Below are 18,081 nucleotides of genomic sequence, written 5' to 3'. Positions count from 1 at the left end.
GCCATCTCCCCTCCCTGTGACGCGGCGCAACCGGCGGCCAAGGCCGCCCTCATCCAGGAAAAGCCATGCTCCTTCTCATCGTCATCATCCTTCTCGTCATCGTGCTATTCGGCGGCGGCTGGGGCTATTCACGCGGCTATTATGTGGACCGGCCGCATTACGGCTACGGCCTCGGCGGCCTCGGCACCTTCCTCATCATCGTCCTCATCCTCATGCTGCTGCTCGGCCATAGCCATTACTGAGCGGGCAGGGCGGGGCGGCGGCCCCGCCGGCCTCAGCCCGGCCTTCACGCCTTCCGCGCAGCCGCTTCAGTAGCTGCGCGGAAAGGTCGTCAGATGCACCGCGAAGAGGGCGCTCGCCTCGGAGGCGAGTTCGGGCGGGGTTTGCAGCATCGGCGCGAGGAAGCGGTGGTTGACGGCGGCGATGCCGATAAACGCGTCGCCCTTCGCCATCAGCGTCTCGAAACCGGCATGAGGCACCGGCTCGCCCGGCGCCTGGCCCACGAAGAGGCTGCGGTTGACGAGCATGCCGCCGGCATGGATCTCCGGCTTGTTATAGCTCCAGGCAGGATCTTTCACGAGATAGGGGAGAAGGGGCTGCGCCCAGCCCGCCTCGAAGGCGAGCGAAGCATCCTGAACCTCGGCGATCCAATCCGGCGTCCAGGGCCTCGCTTGCAGATGCGTGCCGGAAATCGCGAGGCCGATCGCGGGGTCCCCCCAATCCGCCCAGCAGCCGCTCGGCCCCGCCGCGAGCGTCGCCCCCGCCGGCACCGCAATCCCCGCGCCGGTCTTGGCCTCCGTCCAGAGATCGAAGCGGAGCGGGGCGAAGACCGCGATCGGTTGGCCGCTTGAGGCCGCGATCTGCAACAACCCTTTGGGATCGTCCGAGGATCGGTAGAGATCGGCAAGCCCGATGGTGCGGGTTCGCACGAAGCTCAAATCGCCGCAGGCGGCATGCGGCGCTTTCGCATCCGGCGAGACATAGGCGAAGTTGCTGGCGATATCGGTCGGAAGGCCCGGCGCCGCGGCGACCGCGGGCGCCGCCAGCAGATCCCTGAGGTAGCGCGCCCGCACCGCCCAGCCGAGCCCGACGGTGCCGCGTTGCAGCCCGCCCGAGCCGATCGCCACCACCTCGCCGGCATCGTTGAGGATGGGCGCGCCTGAATGGCCGGGCAGCAAGTTGCCATCCACCCGCAGGATTTCGGTCGAGAGGCTCGGGAAGCCGAGCTTCTGGATCTCCTCCCGCTCGGCATCGCCCACCGCATCCTGTAGCAGCGGCGCTGTCTGATTGGCCGCGGTGACATAGAGCGGCGCGTCCGAACTCGTCGGCTGGTCGAGCGGATAGCCATAGACATCGACATAAGTGCCGATCGGCGGATCGGCCGCCGCTGCTTGCAACGGTGCCGCCTGCGGCGGGTCGGCCACGCTCAGCAGTGCGAGATCGGCGCTCAGCAATTCGTGGCGAACGGCGGCATCCACCGCCTGCACCTGGTCGCCCACCGGAAAGAAGACCTGGACCGTGCGGCAGCCGATGACGACATGCAGCGCGGTGACGATATGGCCCGCCCGCTGCCACACGAAGCCGGTGCCGGAGCGCGATTCGCCCGCGCAATCGGTGCCGACGACGCGCAGTACCGACGGCGCGACGCGGAGCAGGATGGCGGCACTCGGCTGGGCGAGCGCGGCGCCGGGCAGCAGCGCGAGCAGGCCGCAGACCGCCTTGATCAGTCGCATAGCGCGGTGATCCCGGCATGCAGCACGGCTGGCTGGTCCGCCGTCGCGGCCGCGGCGCGGGCGGCGAGGATGGCATTGCCGCTTCTGTCGTCGGCGGCGCGGAGCACGAGGAGGGCGGAGGCGTCCGTCACCCGGTTGAGGCGGCTGCAGAGCCCGCTCTGGGTGGCGTAGAAGGCATTCACGGGCGTGGGCGCGGGCCCCACCTGCCGGCCCGCCGGCCGCACGCCGAGCCTTTCGTAGGCGACCAGGGATTGCGCGTCCTCGGCCGAATAGCCGGCATCGGTCCAGCGCTGCACCTGCGCCTTGATATCCGGGGCGAGCACATCGCTTGCGCGGAGCGCGAGGCCGCCGACCCCGCCGAGCGCGCAAGCGAAGCCGAAGAAGCCGATGCGCATGGCCCGATCGGGGCCGCCTGCCTTGGCAAGCCCGAGAAAGGCAGCGAGCCCCGCCATCAGCGCGGCCATCACCTCGCCAACCAGCGAGGTGGACGAGAGGCCAAGTAACAGGCCGACAAGAACACCGAGGCCCATGCCTGAGAACGCTTCGGCGAACATTTTCTATTCTCGGATATTTGCCGTCTAGCAGTAACGGCGATCGGAGGGTGCGTCCAGCGGATTGCGGCTGCCGCCGCTCGCCCTGCGCCTACTCCCCGGCGCCTTGCGTCGCCCGGCGCTTGCGTCGCCCGCCCGGCCGGCGCAGATTCGCGCCCCGCGCTGAAAGCGGAAGGGGGAGGCGGACCATGCTCAAGCAGCTCGAACCCAAGGCCGGGGTGCTCGCCCGGCGGGGCGAGATCATCGCCGGGCTGCGCGCGCTCGTGCCCGCAAGCGGCGTCATCGCCGAGCCGCTGCGCCTCAAGCCCTATGAGACGGATGGCTTAAGCGCGCTGCGCGAAGTGCCGCTCGCCGTCGTGCTGCCGGAAACGACCGAGCAATTGGCGGCGATTCTGCGCTACCTGCACGGCCAGGGCGTGCGCGTGGTGCCGCGCGGCGCCGGCACCGGCCTTTCGGGCGGCGCCCTGCCCATGGCCGATACCGTCGTCGTCGGCATGATGCGGATGAACCGCATCCTCGCGATCGACTATGCAGACCGCTTCGCGGTGGTGCAGGCGGGCGTCACCAATCTCGGGATAACCGCCGCCGTGCAGGAGCAAGGCTTCTTCTACGCCCCCGATCCTTCGAGCCAGCTCGCCTGCATGATCGGCGGCAATGTGGCGATGAATTCCGGCGGCGCGCATTGCCTCAAATACGGCGTGACGGCGAACAACCTCCTCGGCCTCAAGATCGTGACGATCACCGGCGAGATCATCGAGATCGGCGGCGCGCATCTCGATGCGGCGGGGTATGACTGGCTCGGCCTGCTGACGGGCAGCGAAGGCCAGCTCGCCATGGTCGCGGAAGTCACCGTGCGGATCCTGCGCGCGCCGGAAGGGCAGCGGGCGATGCTGGCGGGGTTTCGCTCCAACGAGATCGCGGGGGCCTGCGTCTCGCGCATCATCAGTTCGGGCATCATTCCGGTGGCACTCGAATTCATGGATCGGCCGGCGATCCATGCTTGCGAGAAATTCGCCGCCGCCGGCTATCCGCTGGACGCCGAAGCCTTGCTCATCATCGAGGTGGAAGGATCGGAAGCCGAGCAGGATGCGCTGCTCGGCAAGCTGCGCGCGATCTGCGCCGAGTTCGATCCCATCAGCCTGCGGGTGTCGCAATCGGCGGAGGAGAGTGCCGCCATCTGGAAGGGCCGCAAGGGCGCCTTCGGCGCGGTCGGGCGGATCAGCCCGGATTACCTCTGCATGGATGGCGTCATCCCGACCTCGAAGCTCGCTCAGGTGCTCGGCCATATCGCGATGCTGAGCGAGCGCTACGGCCTCGCCGTCGCCAATATCTTCCACGCCGGAGACGGCAATCTCCATCCCCTCATCATGTTCGACGCGAACGATCCGGCGAGCTACGCCAAGGCCGAGCAGTTCGGCGCCGATATCCTCTGCTATTGCGTCGAGGTCGGCGGCTGCCTGACGGGTGAACACGGCGTCGGCATCGAGAAGCGCGATCTGATGAACCGCCAGTATAGCGAGACGGAACTCGCCCAGCAGCGCGCCATCAAAACCGCCTTCGATCCGGATTGGCTGCTCAACCCGGCCAAGGTCTTCCCCCTGGTGGCGGCATGAGCGTGGCGCTGGCGGCGCCTGCGCGGCTCGCACCGGCGAGCGAGGAGGGGATCGCCGAGGCGGTATGCCGGGCGATCGCGGACGCCGCCCCGCTGGCCATCGAAGGGCTCGGCAGCAAGGCCGCCATGCTGCGGCCGGTGCAGGCGGCAGCGACGCTTTCGACGCGCAACCTCACCGGCATCACCCTCTATTCGCCCGGCGAACTCGTGCTCTCGGCCAAGGCGGGCACCCCGCTCGACGAGATCGAGCGCGCGCTCGCTGGCCAAGGCCAGCAGCTCACGGCCGAGCCGCCCGATCTTTCGCGGTTGCTCGGCGCCCCGCCGCAGCAGACGATCGGCGGGCTTGTCGCCACCAACCTCAGCGGGCCGCGCCGCATCGCCTGGGGCGCGATGCGGGACCATCTGCTCGGCATCCGCATGGTCAATGGCCGGGGCGAGGTCATCCGCTCCGGCGGGCGGGTGATCAAGAACGTCACCGGGCTCGATCTCTGCAAGCTGCTGGCGGGCAGCCAGGGCACGCTCGGCGTGTTGACGGAGGTGACGCTCAAGGTTCTGCCGCGGCCGGAAAGCGCGGGCTCGCTGGTGCTGCGCCGGCAACAGGCGGCCGAGGCGGTGGCCGCCCTCTCGGCCGGGCTCGGCTCGCCCTATGGCGTTTCCGGCGCGGCCTGGCTGCCCGGCTGGGCCGCGGCCCGCCTCGGCCATGGCGATCGGTCCCTCACCATTCTGCGCATCGAGGAGAGCGCGGCGAGTGTCGCCTATCGCCTCGGCCGGCTGCGCGGCGCGCTCGCCGGCTTCGGCGGGGTGGAGCTCTGGCCGGAGGCCGAGAGCGTCGCCGCCTGGGCCGCCATCCGCGATGCGCGGCCGCTGGAAATCGCCGAGGGGGAGGGGCTTTGGCTGCTCTCCACCCGGCCGTCGCGCGGGCCGGCGGTGCTGGCGGCGGTGGAGGCTGCGGGCGGCCGCGGCTTCCTCGATTGGGGTGGCGGGCGGGTCTGGGCCCTGGGGCCTGGCTTGCCCGCGATGGCGCAGGCGATCGCGGGGGCGATCGGCCGGGAAGGCGGCACCTGGATGCTGATGCGCGGGCCGGAGGCGCTGCGCTTCGCAGCCCCCGTGCTGCCGCCCGACCCTCCCGCGCTCGCGGGCCTCGCCCGGCAGGTCAAGGCCGCGCTCGATCCGCATGATCTCTTCAATCCCGGCCGCCTCTCGGCGGCGCTATAGGCCAGCCTCATGCAAACGAACTTCTCCCCCGCCCAGCTGGAAAACCCCGATACGGCGGCGGCGAACGAGGTGCTGCGCACCTGCGTCCATTGCGGCTTCTGCACCGCCACCTGCCCGACCTTCGTGCTGCTCGGCGATGAGCTCGACAGTCCGCGCGGGCGCATCTACCTCATCAAGGACATGCTGGAGCACGACCGCCCGGCGACCGAGGAGGTGGTGCGGCATGTCGATCGTTGCCTCTCCTGCCTCTCCTGCATGACGACCTGCCCCTCGGGCGTGAACTATATGCACCTCGTCGATCATGCCCGCCGGCATATCGAGGAGACCTATCGGCGCCCCTGGCATGAGCGGGCGCTGCGCGCCGTGCTTGCCCGGGTGCTGCCCCATGCCGGTCTGTTCCGCGCAAGCCTGCGGGCGGCGGCCCTCGCCCGGCCGCTCGCCGCCCTGCTGCCGGCCCGCTCCAGGCTCGGCGGCCGGCTGGCGGCGATGTTGCAACTCGCCCCGGCCCGCCTGCCGCCGCCGAGCCCGATGCAGCGGCCGCAGGTCCACAAGGCCGAAGGCGAGCGGCGCGGGCGGGTGGCTCTCCTCACCGGCTGCGCGCAGAAGGTGCTCTCGCCCGCGATTAACGAGGCGACCATCCGCCTCCTCACCCGCCTTGGCATCGAGGTGGTGATCGCCCCTGAGGTTGGCTGCTGCGGGGCGCTCACCCATCACATGGGCCAGCACGATCCGGCGATGGCCGCCGCGCGCGCCGCGATCGCCGGATGGAGCCGCGAGATCGAGGGCGCGGGGCTGGACGCCATCATCGTCAATACCTCCGGCTGCGGCACAACGGTGAAGGATTACGGCTTCATGTTCCGCAACGAGCCCGCGCCCTGGGCCGCGCGGGCGGCCCGCATCTCGGGCCTCGCGCTCGATATCAGCGAATATCTGGCACGCATCGGCTACCGGCCGAGCCGGGAGGCGCCTGGCCTCACCGTCGCCTATCACGCCGCCTGCAGCCTGCAGCACGGGCAGAAGGTGACGGCCGAACCCAAGGCGCTGCTGAAGGCCGCCGGCTTCGCGGTGGTGGAGCCGCGCGATGCGCATCTCTGCTGCGGCTCGGCCGGCACCTACAACATCCTGCAGCCGGAAATCGCCGGCCGCCTGCGCCTGCGAAAGCTCGAAACGCTGGCCGCGCGCAAGCCCGATCTGATCGCCGCCGGCAATATTGGCTGCATCACGCAGTTGGGCGGCGGCGGGCTGCCCGTGGTCCACACCGTCGAACTGCTCGACTGGATGGCGGGCGGGCCGAAGCCTGCCGCGCTCGGCGGTTGAGCCCGGCTCGGCGCTATGCCGCGGGCGGCTCGTCCAGGAACACCACCTGCGAGGCGCCGCCCACCACCATCTCGCGGATCGCGGCGTTGAAGGCGCGGGCATGCGGGCTCGTGATATGCGCCTCGAAGGCCGCATCGTCGGCGTAGATCTCATCCACATGGTAGCAGCGGGGCGCATCAGCCCGGGTATAGGCGATGAAGCGCAGGCAGCCCGGCTCGGCCCGCACCGCGCGGGTGAGGTCGGCGATCATCGCCCGCATCCGCTCCTCCTGGCCGGGGAGAACTTCGAAGGTGGCGTAGAGCGGCTTGGCCATGCGGGCGGTTCCTCGGGCTGTGGGGGTCAGGGCGTGCCGCGATATTCGCGCAAGGCGATCTCGGTCAAGACCATCGCTTGCGCCTGGCCGATGGAGGCCCAGCCATCCTCGATCACCGCGCTCATGGCACGCGCCGCGGCGGAAGGATCGCCGACCGCGATCGCCTCGGCGATCGCGACGTGCCCGGCTTCGGAAAGCGTCTGCCGCTGGGCGTCATCCGTCGGCGCGCTGATCGAGAAGGCGGCGGCGAGGGCGGTGCGAATGAGGGCGCCGATCGATTGCAGGAAGGGATTGCCGGAAGCATCGAGGATGAGGAGGTGGAAGGCGAGATCGGCATCGGCGAAGGCCCGCCGCTCCCGCCCGGCATCGCGCATCAGCTGGGCGAGCGCCCGCAGCTCGGCCACCTGCTCCTCATTGCGCCGCCGGGCCATGAGCGCCGCGGCCATCGGCTCGAAGGTCTGCCGCAGTTCGAAAAGCTGGGCGAGGAAGGCACGATCGACGCCGACTTCGAACCGCCAGGCGAGGATATCGGAATCGAACATATTCCAGTGCCGCGGCTCCAGCACGCGGGTGCCGACCTTGGTTTTGGCGAGGATCATGCCCTTGGCGACGAGCTTTTGCATCGCCTCGCGCAGCGTGCTGTTCGAGACGCGGAATTTCTGCGTCAGTACATCCTTGGTCGGCAGCAGGGCGCCGGTCGGATATTCCCCCGAGACGATCGCGAGGCCGATCTTCCGCATGACGAGATCATGCGCCGATTCGGCTCGGCGGCCGGAGCGGGTGGAGGAGGCGGCGCCCGGGCGCGGGCGGCGCTTTTCTGGGCGTTTCACCACCCCTATACCCACCGCGGCGGTAGAAATCCGCCGGGCTCTTCATGCGGCGCGCCGGTCGCCGCGCTTATCCTGTCTGCCATCGCGCGTTTCCTGCCCTTGCCCCTCTGCCGAAACGGAGGCTTGTGAGCTTTTTGTTGCGCCGATCATACGCAAGCCGCGGCCGGGATGGAACTGATTAACTCTGACTTTTGCCGCGCTCGCCCATCAGGGCCGGCGGAAAAAGCCCGCCTCCCGCATTTTCCGATCGGTCTCGTATTGGTTCAGCGCATAGACCGCCCAGATCGCGGCCGGAATCCAGCCGATGATGGTCGCATGCAGCAGAAGGCAGAGAATGCCGGACCAGGGGCGGCCGATGAAGAAGAACGAAACCCCGGGCAGCAAAAGAGCGAGGAGCAGGCGCATCAGAACCTCCGAGGATGGGCGATGGCGGGCCCTAAAGCCCGAGCGGGGCGAGGCGGAGGACGGGCACCGTGGCGCCGGGGTCCAGCGCCGGCGCGAAAGGCGGGCGGATGATCAACGCATCGGCCGCGGCAAGGCGGCTGATCTGGCCGGAATCCTGGCTCGCGAAGGGATGCGCGATCCAGCCGCCACCCTCCTCCTCCTGCACGAGCAGCGAGGCGCGGACGTAATCCTCCCGCATGTCATTGGCCGGCAGCGGGCTGCCGAGGCGGGCCCGCTCGGTCGGCGGTAGCAGGCCCGGCAGGCCCTGCATGCGGTCGATCGCCGGGAGCAGGAAAAGCAGCGCGCAGACCAGGGCGGAGACCGGGTTTCCCGGCAGGCCGAGCATCGGCACATCGCCGAGCCGCCCGTACATCAGCGGCTTGCCGGGGCGCATGGCGATCCGCCAGAAATCGAGTTCGAGCCCGGCGGCGGAAAGGCCGGCCTGCACCAGATCATGCGCGCCGACGCTGGCGCCCCCGGTCGTGACCAGCATGTCCGCACCGCGCGCCGCCGCCCCCGCCGCGGTGATTGCCGCCAGATCGTCCCGGACGATCGGCAGCAGCAGCGGCTCGGCGCCGCGGGCCCGCAGAAAGGCGGCAAGCGCCGGCCCGTTGGACGAGGCGAGCCCGCCCTCCGGCAGCGGCTCCCCCGGCATGGCGATCTCGTCCCCCGTGCAGAGCAGGAGGATGCGCGGCTTGCGATGAACGGTGAGCCAGGGGTGGCCTGCGGCGGCGGCGAGGCCGATGCTGCGCGCCGTCAACCTGTGGCCGGCCGGCAGCACCGTCTCGCCGGCAGCGAAATCCTGGCCCGCTCTGCGAATATGACGGCCCGGTACCGGCGCTTCCCGCACCCGCACGGTCTCGGCGCCGCTCGCGCTTTCTCGCGCCGTCTCGGCATTCTCCTGGATGAGCACGGCATCGGCGCCTTGCGGGATCAGGCTGCCGGTGAAGATGCGCACGGCCTCCTCGGGGCCGAGCCGCCCGGCGAAGGGATGCCCGGCCGGTGCCGCGCCCACCAGCCGCAACGCCGCACCCGCCGCCGCCTCCGCCGCCCTGACCGCGAAACCATCCATCGCCGAGACATCCGCCGGCGGGTTGCCCAGCCGGGCGACGACGGGGGCGGCCGTCACCCGGCCGGCCGCCTCGGCCAGGCTGAGGATCTCGGCCGGCGTCGGCCGCAAGCCGGCCAGGATGCGCGCGCGCGCTTCGGCGACCGGGATCATGGCGCGGTGAAATCACCCGAAGCGCCGCCCGATTTGGCGAGCACACGCACCGCCTCCACCACCATCGCGCGATCCACCGCCTTGCACATGTCATAGACCGTCAGCGCCGCGACGGTGGCCGCCGTCAGCGCCTCCATCTCCACGCCGGTGCGGCCGGTCGTCCGCACCGTCGCGGTGATGGCGATCGCGGAACCCGCGCGGTCGGGCGCGAGATCGAGGCTGACCGAGCTGAGCGGCAGCGGATGGCAAAGGGGGATGAGATCGGCCGTGCGCTTGGCCGCCATGATGCCGGCGAGCCGGGCGACGCCGAGCACGTCACCCTTCTTCGCCCCGCCGCTCTCGATCAGAGCGAGGGTCTCGGGCAGCATGCGGATGCGGGCGGCGGCCGTCGCCTCGCGCATCGTCTCGGGCTTGGCCGAGACATCCACCATCGCGGCCCGCCCGGCCTCGTCGAAATGGGTGAGCACGCCGGGCTTGGTCATCGGCGCCGGCCTCAGGCAGCGTCGGTTTCGGGCTTGCGCTCGGCACCGATGAGATCGCGCACCGCCTGCGCCACATCCGGCTGGCGGAGCAGGCTTTCACCCACGAGGTAGCATTGCAGCCCGGCCTCGACGAGGCGCCGCACATCGGCCGCATCGCGGATGCCGCTTTCCGAGATCAGGAAGCGATCGGGCGGCACCTGCGGCGCCAGATCCAGCGATGTCTGAATGTCGATGTTCAAGGTCTTGAGATTGCGATTATTAATCCCGATCAGCGGCGTCTGCAGGCCGAGTGCGCGGCCAAGCTCCGTCTCGTCATGCACCTCGGCCAGCACGTCCATATCGAGGGCGCGGGCAAGGGCTTCGAGTTCCCGCGCCTGGTCGTCAGAGAGCGCCGCCATGATGAGCAGGATGCAATCCGCCCCCATCGCCCGGCTCTCGTACACCTGCCACGGGTCGAGGATGAAATCCTTCCGCAGCACGGGCGCCGGAACGGCGGCCCGCACCGCCATCAGATGCTCGGGCTCGCCCAGGAAGTATTTGCGGTTGGTCAGCACCGAAATGCAGGTCGCCCCGCCCGCCAGATAGGCCGAGGCGATCGCCGAGGGGTTGAAATCCTCCCGGATCAGGCCGCCCGAGGGCGAGGCCTTCTTCACCTCGGCGATGAGCGCGACATGATGCAGATTGACGTGATCCATCAGCGTCCGCGCGAAGCCGCGCGGCGGGGTCTGGGCCGCGATCTTCTGCTTCAGCGTCTCCACCGGCAGGTCCTGCCGGCGGCGGGCCACATCCTCCCGGATATCGTTGCAAATCTGGACGAGAACGTCTTCGTTGTGAGAGCTCATGCCACCGTCGCTGCTTCAGACATCTTGCCGGGCTCCGCAGTCGCGCGCTGCAACGCCGCCAGTGCCGCCGCCGCCCGCCCCTCATCAATCGCCAATCGCGCCGCGGCGACCCCCTCGGCGAGGCTGCCAGCCGCGCCGGCAACCACGAGCGCGCCCGCCGCGTTCAACACGACCGTATCCCGATATGCGCCTTCTTCGCCATCCAGCAAGCGCCGCAGGGCCACCGCATTGGCCGCGGCGTCGCCACCGCGGATGGCGGAGAGCGGCGCCTCCCGCAGGCCGAGCTCCGCCGGATGCAGGCTCCGCTCCTCCACTTGGCCCCGATCGAGCACGGCGATGTGATTGACCCCGGCGAGGGTCAGCTCGTCGAGCCCCTGGCCATGCACGATCCAGGCGCGCTCCGAGCCGAGAGCGCCCAGCGCCTCGGCCACCGGCCGCAGCCAGCTTCGCGCATAGACGCCGGTGAACTGCCGCCGCACCCGCGCCGGATTGGCGAGCGGGCCGAGCAGGTTGAAGAGCGTGCGGGTGCCAAGCTCGGCCCGCACCGGGGCCGCGTGGCGCAGCGCCGGGTGGTGGTTGGGCGCGAAGAGGAAGACGCAGCCGGTTTCCGCCAGCACCTGCTCCAGCCGCGCCGGTGGCAAAGTGGTGCCGATGCCGAGATGTTCGAGCACGTCGGCCGCACCCGATTTCGAGCTGAGTGCGCGATTGCCGTGCTTGGCGACCGGCACCCCGCAGCCGGCCACCACGAAGGCGACGGCGGTGGAGATATTCAGCGTTCCCTGCTCATCCCCGCCGGTGCCGCAGACGTCGATCGCCCCGTCGGGCGCGGCGATCGCGATCATGCGGGAGCGGAGGGCGCGGACGGCGCCCACCATCTCGGCCACCGTCTCGCCCCGCACCCGCAGCGCCATGAGCAGCCCGGCCATCTGCGCATGGGTCGCGTCGCCGGTCATCATCTCGCCGAAGGCGGCTTCCGATTCGGCCTCGCTGAGGCTCTCCCCACGCGCCAGGCGCGCGAGCAGGGGGCGGATCACGGCGCTCATACGCTCTGCCTGCTGCTCCCTTTGGCCGGCGGCGCGGCGGCGCTCAGGCAGCGCGCGCGGGGCTGTTCCGCCCGCGGACGATTTCGAGGAAATTGCCGAGGATCTTGTGCCCGTGCTCGCTCGCGATGCTTTCGGGGTGAAACTGCACGCCGAAAATCGGCAGGCTGCGGTGGCGGAGACCCATGATGAGCCCGTCCTCGGTGAAGGCCGTGGGCAGCAGCACTTCCGGCAGGCTTGCCCGCTCGACCACGAGGCTGTGGTAGCGCGTCGCCTTGAAAGGCGAGGGGAGGCCGGCGAAAATATCCGAGCCGCCATGGCTGACCGGGCTCACCTTGCCATGCATCGGCTCCGGCGCGCGGATCACCCGGCCGCCGAAGGCCTGACCGATCGCCTGATGGCCGAGGCAGACGCCGAAGATCGGCACCCGGCCCGCCGCCGCCGCGATCAGATCGAGGCAGATCCCAGCCTCATTCGGCGTGCAGGGGCCGGGCGAGAGCACAATCGCCTCCGGCGCCTTCGCCATCGCCGCCTCCGCGGAAAGTTGATCGTTCCGCCACACCTGGCATTCCGCCCCGAGATCGCCCAGGAACTGCACCAGGTTGAAGGTGAAACTATCGTAATTGTCGATGAGGAGGATCATGTCATTATGATGCGCCGAGCGACCCCGAAGGGTCAATCGGAGGCAGCGCGGGGGCTGGGTTGAGAGCGGCCCGCGATGCGGGGTTCGGCGGGCGAGGCTTGGGGCAGCCCTGCCGGCAACCCATGGATGTGGCAGAGGAGACGGACGATTATGGATGCGGCTGCGAAAAGCTTTCCGGTGACGATGAGCGATGCCGAATGGCGCGCGAAGCTGACGCCGGAGCAATACCAGGTGTTGCGCCAGCACGGCACGGAGCGGCCGGGCACCTGCGCGCTTCTGGTGGAAAAGCGGCAGGGCACCTTCGAATGCGCGGGCTGCGGCAATCCGCTCTTCAAAAGCGGCACCAAGTTCGAAAGCGGCACCGGCTGGCCGAGCTTCGACGAGCCTTTGCCCGGCGCTGTGGAAACGGAAGAGGATCGCAGCTACGGCATGGTCCGCACCGAGGTGCATTGCGCCCGCTGCGGCGGCCATCTCGGCCATGTCTTTCCGGACGGCCCGCCGCCGAGCTTTCAGCGCTACTGCATGAACGGCGTGGCGATGAACTTCATCCCGAATTGAAGGGCGCCGCGGCCTTCGTCGCAGCATCGGCCGGAGCCGCTGCGCGCGCCCCCCGCAGGCGCCGCACCCGCGCTGCCATCGCGGCCCAGGGGCGCGCATCCCACGCCCGGCAGGCGAGGCCTGAGGTCGAGGGGAGAACCATGATCGGCGGCAGGCCTTCGATCGGCGGCTGTTCGCCATAGGCGATGCGGCCGGTGGGGCGGCCGAGAAATTCGGCCGCCGCCCGCTTGCTGTTGAAGGCGAGCAGAGCGGGCCGGTACTGCCACATCGCCTCCGCCAGCCGCGCCGGCAGGAAGCCATGGCGGGGCAGTTCCTCATCCTGCCCGGCAAATCCTTTGCAGACATCCGTGAGCCCGATGCCGAGCGCGAGCAGGCTTGGGTATTCCATCGGCGCGAACAGGCGGGGGGTGAGCCCGATCTCCGCCAGGATCGGCCAGAAGCGGTTGCCGGGCCCGGCGTAATAAGCGCGCCGCGCGGCAGAGACGGCGCCCGGGGCAGTGCCGCAGATGACGAGATCCAGCCCCTCGGCGAGGAGATCGGGGAGGATATCCGCCTCGGGCCTCGCGGCGGGCATGGCGTCGGGGGCGTCTGAGGGCGCGGCCGCGCGCGGAAGCGCGGAGCGGCGATCGGAAGGGCCGGGCATCGGGCCATTCTAGCCGGGCCGCCGCGCCCGGTCACGCCCCGGTCACATCCCCGCGCCTGGCGCTTGGCCTCGGCTGATCGCCGCCAACCTTGGCTTGGCCAGGAGGCGCGGGGGGAGACGAGACGCCGCCCCGCCGGTCAGCCCCCGCTGCCGCGGGGCTTGAGCGTGCCCGGATCCTCGATATCGAGCCCACGGGCGGCAAGGTTGAGGCGGGCGGCCTCGGCCTCCGCCTCATCCTGGGTCATCACCCGGGCGGAGACCATGCGCGCCCCCTGGAAGACGCCGAACCAGATCTCCCCCGGCTCTTGGCCGGCGGGCGCGGCGCGGTAGGCTTCGCCTATCTCATCGCTCATCGCCGTCACGCTCCTCTGTTGTTCTGGGTGCCCCTCAAGGCTCCCGGCCCGGGAGGTGGGGGTGAAGAGGGCGGAAAACCAGGGGGCGAGGGGCCATCCGCTTCAGCCCCGCCGCGATGCGGTCGCCGCCAGCCAGGCGCCGAGCCGCGCTTCAGGATCGGGGTGGCGCAGCACATCCGTCACCACCGCGGCGCAATCCGCGCCCGCTTCCAGGACTGCGCGGCCTCGCTCGGGCGTCAGGCCGCCGATCGCGACCAGCGGCAGATCGCCAAGCCGCTCCTTCCACTCCCGAACCCGATCGAGGCCCTGGGGCGCCCAGGGCATCTGCTTGAGGATGGTCGGAAACACCGGGCCGAGCGCCACGTAATCGGGGGCGGCGGTGAGCGCGCGGTCCAACTCCTCCGGGCTATGCGTGCTCAAACCCAGCCGCAGGCCGTGGCGGCGAATGGCCGGCAGATCGGCCTCCGCCAGATCCTCCTGGCCGAGATGGACGAAATCGCACCCTTCCTCGATCGCGATTTGCCAATGATCGTTGATGACGAGCGTCGCCCCGGCGGCGGCGCAAAGCCCGCGCGCGGCGCGGATCGCCGCCCGCAGCGCCGGCTCCGGCTGCTCCTTGATGCGAAGCTGCACGAGACGCAGGCCGAGCGGCAGCAGCCGCTCGATCCAGCCCGGCTCGTCCACGATCAGATAGAAGGGATCGAGCCGCGGCCTCATTGGAAGGCGAGCCCGAGGACCGGGGTGGAAGGGGCGGCGAGATCGCGCACCGGCATGGGATCGGCCTCATAGGCCTGGCGGCCGGCACGGATGGCGCCGGCGAAGGCTTCCGCCATCAGCGCCGGATCGCCCGCGCGGGCGACGGCGGTATTGAGCAGCACGCCGTCGAAGCCGAGTTCCATCGCCTGGGCCGCATGGGAGGGCAGGCCGATGCCGGCATCGACGATCAGCGGCACTTGCGGAAAGCGGGCGCGCATCGCCCGCAGCCCGTAGAGGTTGTTCAGCCCCCGCGCGGTGCCGATCGGCGCGCCCCAGGGCATCAGCACCTGGCAGCCGGCATCGAGCAGCCGTTCCCCCACCACGAGGTCTTCCGTCGTATAGGGAAAGACCGCGAAACCATCGGCGGCCAGGATGCGCGCGGCCTCCACCAGGCCAAAGACATCGGGCTGCAGATTGTCCTGATGGCCGATTACCTCGAGCTTGATCCAGTCGGTCTCGAAAACCTCACGCGCCATCTGCGCGGTGGTCACGGCCTCCTTCACCGAATGGCAGCCGGCGGTATTGGGCAGCACGCGCAGGCCGAGGCCGCGGATGAGGGACCAGAAGGCCTGGCCCTCTCGCGCCGCCCCCGATTCCCGCCGCAGCGAGACGGTGACGATCTCGGCGCCCGAGCGGCGCACCGCCTCCGCCATGATGGCGGGCGAGGGGTAGAGCGCGGTGCCGAGCAGCAGGCGGGAGGCGAGCGGCACGCCGTAGACCTGAAGCGGCGCCGGTATCGGGAGCGGCATGGCCTCAGCCTCCCCGCATGGGGGCGAGGATCTCCACCCGGTCGCCGGCGCGAAGCGCGAGGCCTGCGCGCATCCGCGCCGGCGCGAACTCGCCGTTGAGCGCGGTCGCGACCGCAGCATCGGCCAAGCCGAGCTCGTCGATGAGGGCGGCGAGGTTATCGGCCGAGACCTCTCTTTCCTCGTTGTTGACGTGGATTTTCATGCGGCGATCTCCGGGTCGAGCGTGCCGGTGGCGAAATAGGCGGCGGCCCGCCGGGCGAGGGCGGGGGCGAGGAGGAAGCCGTGGCGGAAGAGGCCGTTGGCGGCGAGGCTCCGCCGCCCGAAGGGGCGGAGGCGGGGCAGATTGTCCGGAAAGGCCGGCCTGGCATCGGCGCCGAGCTCGATGATCTCGGCCTCCGCGAAGGCCGGGTGCAGGGCATAGGCGGCGTTGAGGAGTTCCACCACCGAACGCGCCGTCACCCGGCCGCGCTCGCCGCTTTCCAGCATGGTCGCGCCGAGCATGAAGACGCCGTCCCCCCGCGGCACGACATAGAGGGGAAAGCGCGGATGGACGAGCCGCACCGGCCGGCTGAGGGAAAGGCCGGGGCAGCGGAGGATGAGCATTTCGCCCTTCACCCCGCGCAGATCGGCAAGCCTGTCCCGCGCCGCGAGGCCCCGGCAATCGGCGACCGGGCCGAGGCTCGGATCCTCGGGATCGGCCGCCACCCCGAAGCGGAGGGAGACGGACCGCGCGGCAAGCTCTGCGACGAGCGCGGGGAGGGCGGCGCGCGGATCGAGATGCGCTTCCTCCGGGTAGAACAGGGCTTCGCGGAAACGCCCGGCGAGATCGGGTTCCAGCGCCGCGATGCCGGCCCCGTCCAGGGCTTGCCAGCCTTCGGTGCGGCGGGCGAAGCGGGCGAGATCGGGGGCATCGCGGGAAGGGGCGAGCACCAGGCTGCCCCGCTGCTCGGTGGCCGGAAAGACGCGCGGCCAGAAGGCGAGCGCCTCCGCGCCGAGGCGCTGCACCGCGGGCTCGGCACTTTCGCGCTCGCACCAGGGGGCGAGCATGCCGCCCGCATAGCGGGAGCAGGCATCCTGCGCGAGGGCCGGGCTGCGTTCGAGGATCGTGACGCCGATGCCGGCTTCGGCGAGGGCGAGCGCAGTGGTGAGGCCGAGGACGCCCGCGCCGATCACTGTAACATGCTCCACCCGCATGCGGGCATCTCCGCTCTGAGATCAGGGGCATGGCCGGAAAGGGCGGAGAGCGTGAAACGGCATGCTGTGCGGCCGCTTGTCCCATCCCTTCGCCAGCATGACCTGGATCAGGTTCGAAGGGTCGCCACGCGCGGCGGGAAAACCCGCCGAATGGCCTCTCAGCCCCTTGCCGGGGCTCCCCTTGGATCCCGCTCTGCTATCGCTCTTCGCCGGTTGCGTCAAATCCCCGGCCGCTCGCCTCAGAGATAGCCGAAGCGCCGCATGATGGTGGCGTGGTCCTGCTCGATCCGGGCGGCCTGGGCCGGGCTCAGCACCCTCCGCCACTGCCCGGCCTCGCCGGCGCGGAAGAAGGCGGCACGGGATTGGGGCGGCTTTTCGATGAAGCCGCGCTCGGCCTCCTGGGCGCGCAGCGTGCCAAAATCGCTGAAGCGTACCGCGCGCGCCAAGCGCTCGGGCTCGGGCTCCTGCCCCATGAAGCGGATGAGCGCGCCGAAACCGGCGTGAGGATCGGCCAGCAGATCCTCGTAGCGCATCACATGCAGCGTGGGGTGGGGGCGATGGGTCCAGAAATGCACATGCGCGGACCAGGTGGCGAGGCGGACATAGACGGTATCATCCGTCCCGCCGGTCGCCGCTTCAGGATCCGCCATGAAGGCGATGGTGCGATCGAGCGAGAGGCCGAGGTGATGGCTGAAGGAGACGGCGACATCGCGCGGATCGCGCAGGATGTAGATGCAGCCCGCCGTCACTGCGCGGGTGATGGTCTGCTCGCCCGCCACCACGAGCAGCGCGCTATGCGTCTTGACGAGGGAGATCCCCGGCCGCGCTTCGGCCATGGCGCGATGCACGAGCGGGCGCAGGCGCTGGACATCGGCGATGCTGTATTGCGAGGCGGGGCGCGGATCGAACGGCGCGAAGCGCGCGGCCGCGCTTTCCCCCGTCGTCACGGCCATCAGGTCGTTGATGTCCTGGGGTTCGGCGGCATCGCGGATGTAGTTCTGCAGGAAGGCCCGCACCCAGGTATTGCCCGATTTGGGGTAGGAGGCGATCCATAGCAGCTGGCCCATACCGGGCAGGCTCCGGCGTCAGGCGCGGCGGGTCAAGGCGTCGTAGATATCGACGATTTCGAGCGCGACGCGGCCAAGCTCGAAATCCCACCAGCGTTCCAGCAGCACATCCGGCTTATGGTGGGGGGCGAGTTCCTCGCGGATCGTCACGAAACGCTCCCAGAGATCGGGCCAGGGCATGTCCTCGGCGGTCAGCATCAGCAGGTCCGGCACCAGGGCCTCGCGCAGGCGCACCTTCATCGGGCCGGTATGGGAGGCGAGGATGCGGGTGGCCTTGAGGAATTTCTCGCGGGTTGCGTGTGCCGTGCTCGTCACCGTCTGCTCCCGTCTCTCTCGCGCTTTCCGGCCCTGGGGAAGGATCGTCTTTGCCCGGGGCAAAGTAAGCGGTTTGTAACCAGGCGCACCAGAGCGGGAGGCTGAACCCAGCCGTGACGGCGGAAGCGGCCTCGCCGATTCGTCGCTTCACAGAAGCGCCCGGCCATGCCTATGTTCCCCTCATGTTCTCTTTATGTTCACT

The 18,081-nt window shown here is 70.2% G+C and carries 23 protein-coding genes and 1 riboswitch; of the genes, 5 read left to right on the top strand and 18 right to left on the bottom strand.

The window, feature by feature from the left end:
- Positions 1 to 65 precede the first annotated feature (65 nt).
- Positions 66 to 242 (top strand): DUF3309 family protein, encoded by a 177-nt coding sequence (locus ACYQ7X_RS10660; RefSeq protein WP_459697002.1) that lies wholly within the window; start codon positions 66 to 68, stop codon positions 240 to 242.
- A gap of 66 nt (positions 243 to 308) precedes the next feature.
- On the opposite strand, the gene ACYQ7X_RS10655 is transcribed toward ACYQ7X_RS10660, so the two are convergent.
- Both ACYQ7X_RS10655 and ACYQ7X_RS10650 read right to left on the bottom strand, forming a co-directional pair.
- Positions 309 to 1,733 (bottom strand): S1 family peptidase, encoded by a 1,425-nt coding sequence (locus ACYQ7X_RS10655; RefSeq protein ID WP_459697001.1) that lies wholly within the window; start codon positions 1,731 to 1,733, stop codon positions 309 to 311.
- The gene (locus ACYQ7X_RS10650) at positions 1,724 to 2,287 is read right to left on the bottom strand and encodes a hypothetical protein (protein ID WP_459697000.1); all 564 of its coding nucleotides are present in this window, start codon (positions 2,285 to 2,287) and stop codon (positions 1,724 to 1,726) included. The genes ACYQ7X_RS10655 and ACYQ7X_RS10650 overlap by 10 nt, the downstream gene beginning before the upstream one ends.
- Before the next feature lie 185 nt (positions 2,288 to 2,472).
- On the opposite strand from ACYQ7X_RS10650, the gene ACYQ7X_RS10645 reads away from it, so the two are divergent.
- From ACYQ7X_RS10645 to glcF, 3 genes are read left to right on the top strand one after another with little or no spacing between them, the layout of a single operon-like run.
- Positions 2,473 to 3,897: an FAD-linked oxidase C-terminal domain-containing protein gene (locus tag ACYQ7X_RS10645; RefSeq protein ID WP_459696999.1), complete on the top strand. Its 1,425-nt coding sequence runs from the start codon at positions 2,473 to 2,475 to the stop codon at positions 3,895 to 3,897.
- Positions 3,894 to 5,111, top strand: coding sequence for an FAD-binding protein (locus ACYQ7X_RS10640; RefSeq protein WP_459696998.1), 1,218 nt, complete (start codon positions 3,894 to 3,896; stop codon positions 5,109 to 5,111). The genes ACYQ7X_RS10645 and ACYQ7X_RS10640 overlap by 4 nt, the downstream gene beginning before the upstream one ends.
- Positions 5,112 to 5,120: 9 nt before the next feature.
- The gene (gene glcF / locus ACYQ7X_RS10635) at positions 5,121 to 6,428 is read left to right on the top strand and encodes a glycolate oxidase subunit GlcF (protein ID WP_459696997.1); all 1,308 of its coding nucleotides are present in this window, start codon (positions 5,121 to 5,123) and stop codon (positions 6,426 to 6,428) included.
- A gap of 13 nt (positions 6,429 to 6,441) precedes the next feature.
- On the opposite strand, the gene ACYQ7X_RS10630 is transcribed toward glcF, so the two are convergent.
- The 8 genes from ACYQ7X_RS10630 to ACYQ7X_RS10595 all read right to left on the bottom strand — a co-directional run bounded on the left by ACYQ7X_RS10630 (position 6,442) and on the right by ACYQ7X_RS10595 (position 12,244).
- Positions 6,442 to 6,741, bottom strand: a complete 300-nt coding sequence (locus ACYQ7X_RS10630; RefSeq protein ID WP_459696996.1) for a putative quinol monooxygenase — start codon at positions 6,739 to 6,741, stop codon at positions 6,442 to 6,444.
- Positions 6,742 to 6,767: 26 nt separating this feature from the next.
- The gene (locus tag ACYQ7X_RS10625; RefSeq protein WP_459696995.1) at positions 6,768 to 7,571 is read right to left on the bottom strand and encodes a FadR/GntR family transcriptional regulator; all 804 of its coding nucleotides are present in this window, start codon (positions 7,569 to 7,571) and stop codon (positions 6,768 to 6,770) included.
- Between the two features lie 207 nt (positions 7,572 to 7,778).
- Positions 7,779 to 7,976 (bottom strand): YqaE/Pmp3 family membrane protein, encoded by a 198-nt coding sequence (locus ACYQ7X_RS10620; RefSeq protein WP_459696994.1) that lies wholly within the window; start codon positions 7,974 to 7,976, stop codon positions 7,779 to 7,781.
- A 31-nt stretch (positions 7,977 to 8,007) separates the two neighbouring features.
- The gene (locus ACYQ7X_RS10615) at positions 8,008 to 9,237 is read right to left on the bottom strand and encodes a molybdopterin molybdotransferase MoeA (protein WP_459696993.1); all 1,230 of its coding nucleotides are present in this window, start codon (positions 9,235 to 9,237) and stop codon (positions 8,008 to 8,010) included.
- Complete coding sequence (gene moaC / locus ACYQ7X_RS10610; protein WP_459696992.1) at positions 9,234 to 9,719, bottom strand: cyclic pyranopterin monophosphate synthase MoaC; 486 nt, start codon at positions 9,717 to 9,719, stop codon at positions 9,234 to 9,236. Before moaC ends, ACYQ7X_RS10615 begins: the two co-directional genes overlap by 4 nt.
- A gap of 11 nt (positions 9,720 to 9,730) precedes the next feature.
- Positions 9,731 to 10,561 carry an indole-3-glycerol phosphate synthase TrpC gene (trpC, locus tag ACYQ7X_RS10605; RefSeq protein ID WP_459696991.1) on the bottom strand — a complete coding sequence of 277 codons (831 nt, stop codon included), beginning with the start codon at positions 10,559 to 10,561 and terminating at the stop codon, positions 9,731 to 9,733.
- Positions 10,558 to 11,604 (bottom strand): anthranilate phosphoribosyltransferase, encoded by a 1,047-nt coding sequence (gene trpD / locus ACYQ7X_RS10600; RefSeq protein ID WP_459696990.1) that lies wholly within the window; start codon positions 11,602 to 11,604, stop codon positions 10,558 to 10,560. The genes trpC and trpD overlap by 4 nt, the downstream gene beginning before the upstream one ends.
- A 43-nt stretch (positions 11,605 to 11,647) precedes the next feature.
- Positions 11,648 to 12,244, bottom strand: a complete 597-nt coding sequence (locus ACYQ7X_RS10595) for an anthranilate synthase component II (protein WP_459696989.1) — start codon at positions 12,242 to 12,244, stop codon at positions 11,648 to 11,650.
- Positions 12,245 to 12,394: 150 nt separating this feature from the next.
- Here ACYQ7X_RS10595 and msrB point away from each other — a divergent pair, with 150 nt between their 5' ends.
- A complete protein-coding gene (msrB, locus tag ACYQ7X_RS10590) occupies positions 12,395 to 12,802 on the top strand; it encodes a peptide-methionine (R)-S-oxide reductase MsrB (protein ID WP_459696988.1) in 408 nt (135 codons plus the stop codon).
- On the opposite strand, the gene ACYQ7X_RS10585 is transcribed toward msrB, so the two are convergent.
- The 8 genes from ACYQ7X_RS10585 to ACYQ7X_RS10550 all read right to left on the bottom strand — a co-directional run bounded on the left by ACYQ7X_RS10585 (position 12,789) and on the right by ACYQ7X_RS10550 (position 17,879).
- The gene (locus ACYQ7X_RS10585) at positions 12,789 to 13,376 is read right to left on the bottom strand and encodes a mismatch-specific DNA-glycosylase (protein ID WP_459696987.1); all 588 of its coding nucleotides are present in this window, start codon (positions 13,374 to 13,376) and stop codon (positions 12,789 to 12,791) included. The genes msrB and ACYQ7X_RS10585 overlap by 14 nt on opposite strands.
- 206 nt (positions 13,377 to 13,582) lie before the next feature.
- On the bottom strand, positions 13,583 to 13,798 hold the full coding sequence (locus tag ACYQ7X_RS10580; RefSeq protein WP_459696986.1) for a hypothetical protein: 216 nt from the start codon (positions 13,796 to 13,798) through the stop codon (positions 13,583 to 13,585).
- Between the two features lie 102 nt (positions 13,799 to 13,900).
- Positions 13,901 to 14,515: a thiamine phosphate synthase gene (locus ACYQ7X_RS10575; RefSeq protein WP_459696985.1), complete on the bottom strand. Its 615-nt coding sequence runs from the start codon at positions 14,513 to 14,515 to the stop codon at positions 13,901 to 13,903.
- On the bottom strand, positions 14,512 to 15,303 hold the full coding sequence (locus ACYQ7X_RS10570) for a thiazole synthase (RefSeq protein WP_459696984.1): 792 nt from the start codon (positions 15,301 to 15,303) through the stop codon (positions 14,512 to 14,514). Before ACYQ7X_RS10570 ends, ACYQ7X_RS10575 begins: the two co-directional genes overlap by 4 nt.
- 4 nt (positions 15,304 to 15,307) lie before the next feature.
- Positions 15,308 to 15,505 carry a sulfur carrier protein ThiS gene (gene thiS / locus ACYQ7X_RS10565; RefSeq protein ID WP_459696983.1) on the bottom strand — a complete coding sequence of 66 codons (198 nt, stop codon included), beginning with the start codon at positions 15,503 to 15,505 and terminating at the stop codon, positions 15,308 to 15,310.
- On the bottom strand, positions 15,502 to 16,497 hold the full coding sequence (locus ACYQ7X_RS10560; protein ID WP_459696982.1) for an FAD-dependent oxidoreductase: 996 nt from the start codon (positions 16,495 to 16,497) through the stop codon (positions 15,502 to 15,504). The genes thiS and ACYQ7X_RS10560 overlap by 4 nt, the downstream gene beginning before the upstream one ends.
- Positions 16,498 to 16,564: 67 nt before the next feature.
- A riboswitch (TPP riboswitch) is annotated at positions 16,565 to 16,689 on the bottom strand.
- A 47-nt stretch (positions 16,690 to 16,736) separates the two neighbouring features.
- The gene (locus ACYQ7X_RS10555; protein ID WP_459696981.1) at positions 16,737 to 17,564 is read right to left on the bottom strand and encodes a sulfotransferase domain-containing protein; all 828 of its coding nucleotides are present in this window, start codon (positions 17,562 to 17,564) and stop codon (positions 16,737 to 16,739) included.
- An 18-nt stretch (positions 17,565 to 17,582) separates the two neighbouring features.
- Positions 17,583 to 17,879 carry a hypothetical protein gene (locus ACYQ7X_RS10550; protein ID WP_459696980.1) on the bottom strand — a complete coding sequence of 99 codons (297 nt, stop codon included), beginning with the start codon at positions 17,877 to 17,879 and terminating at the stop codon, positions 17,583 to 17,585.
- Positions 17,880 to 18,081: the final 202 nt, after the last annotated feature.

The organism is Acidisoma sp. C75 (assembly GCF_054665095.1).
The sequence above is the reverse complement of the archived record's forward strand: the minus strand, read 5'-3'. Positions and strand labels throughout refer to the sequence as shown.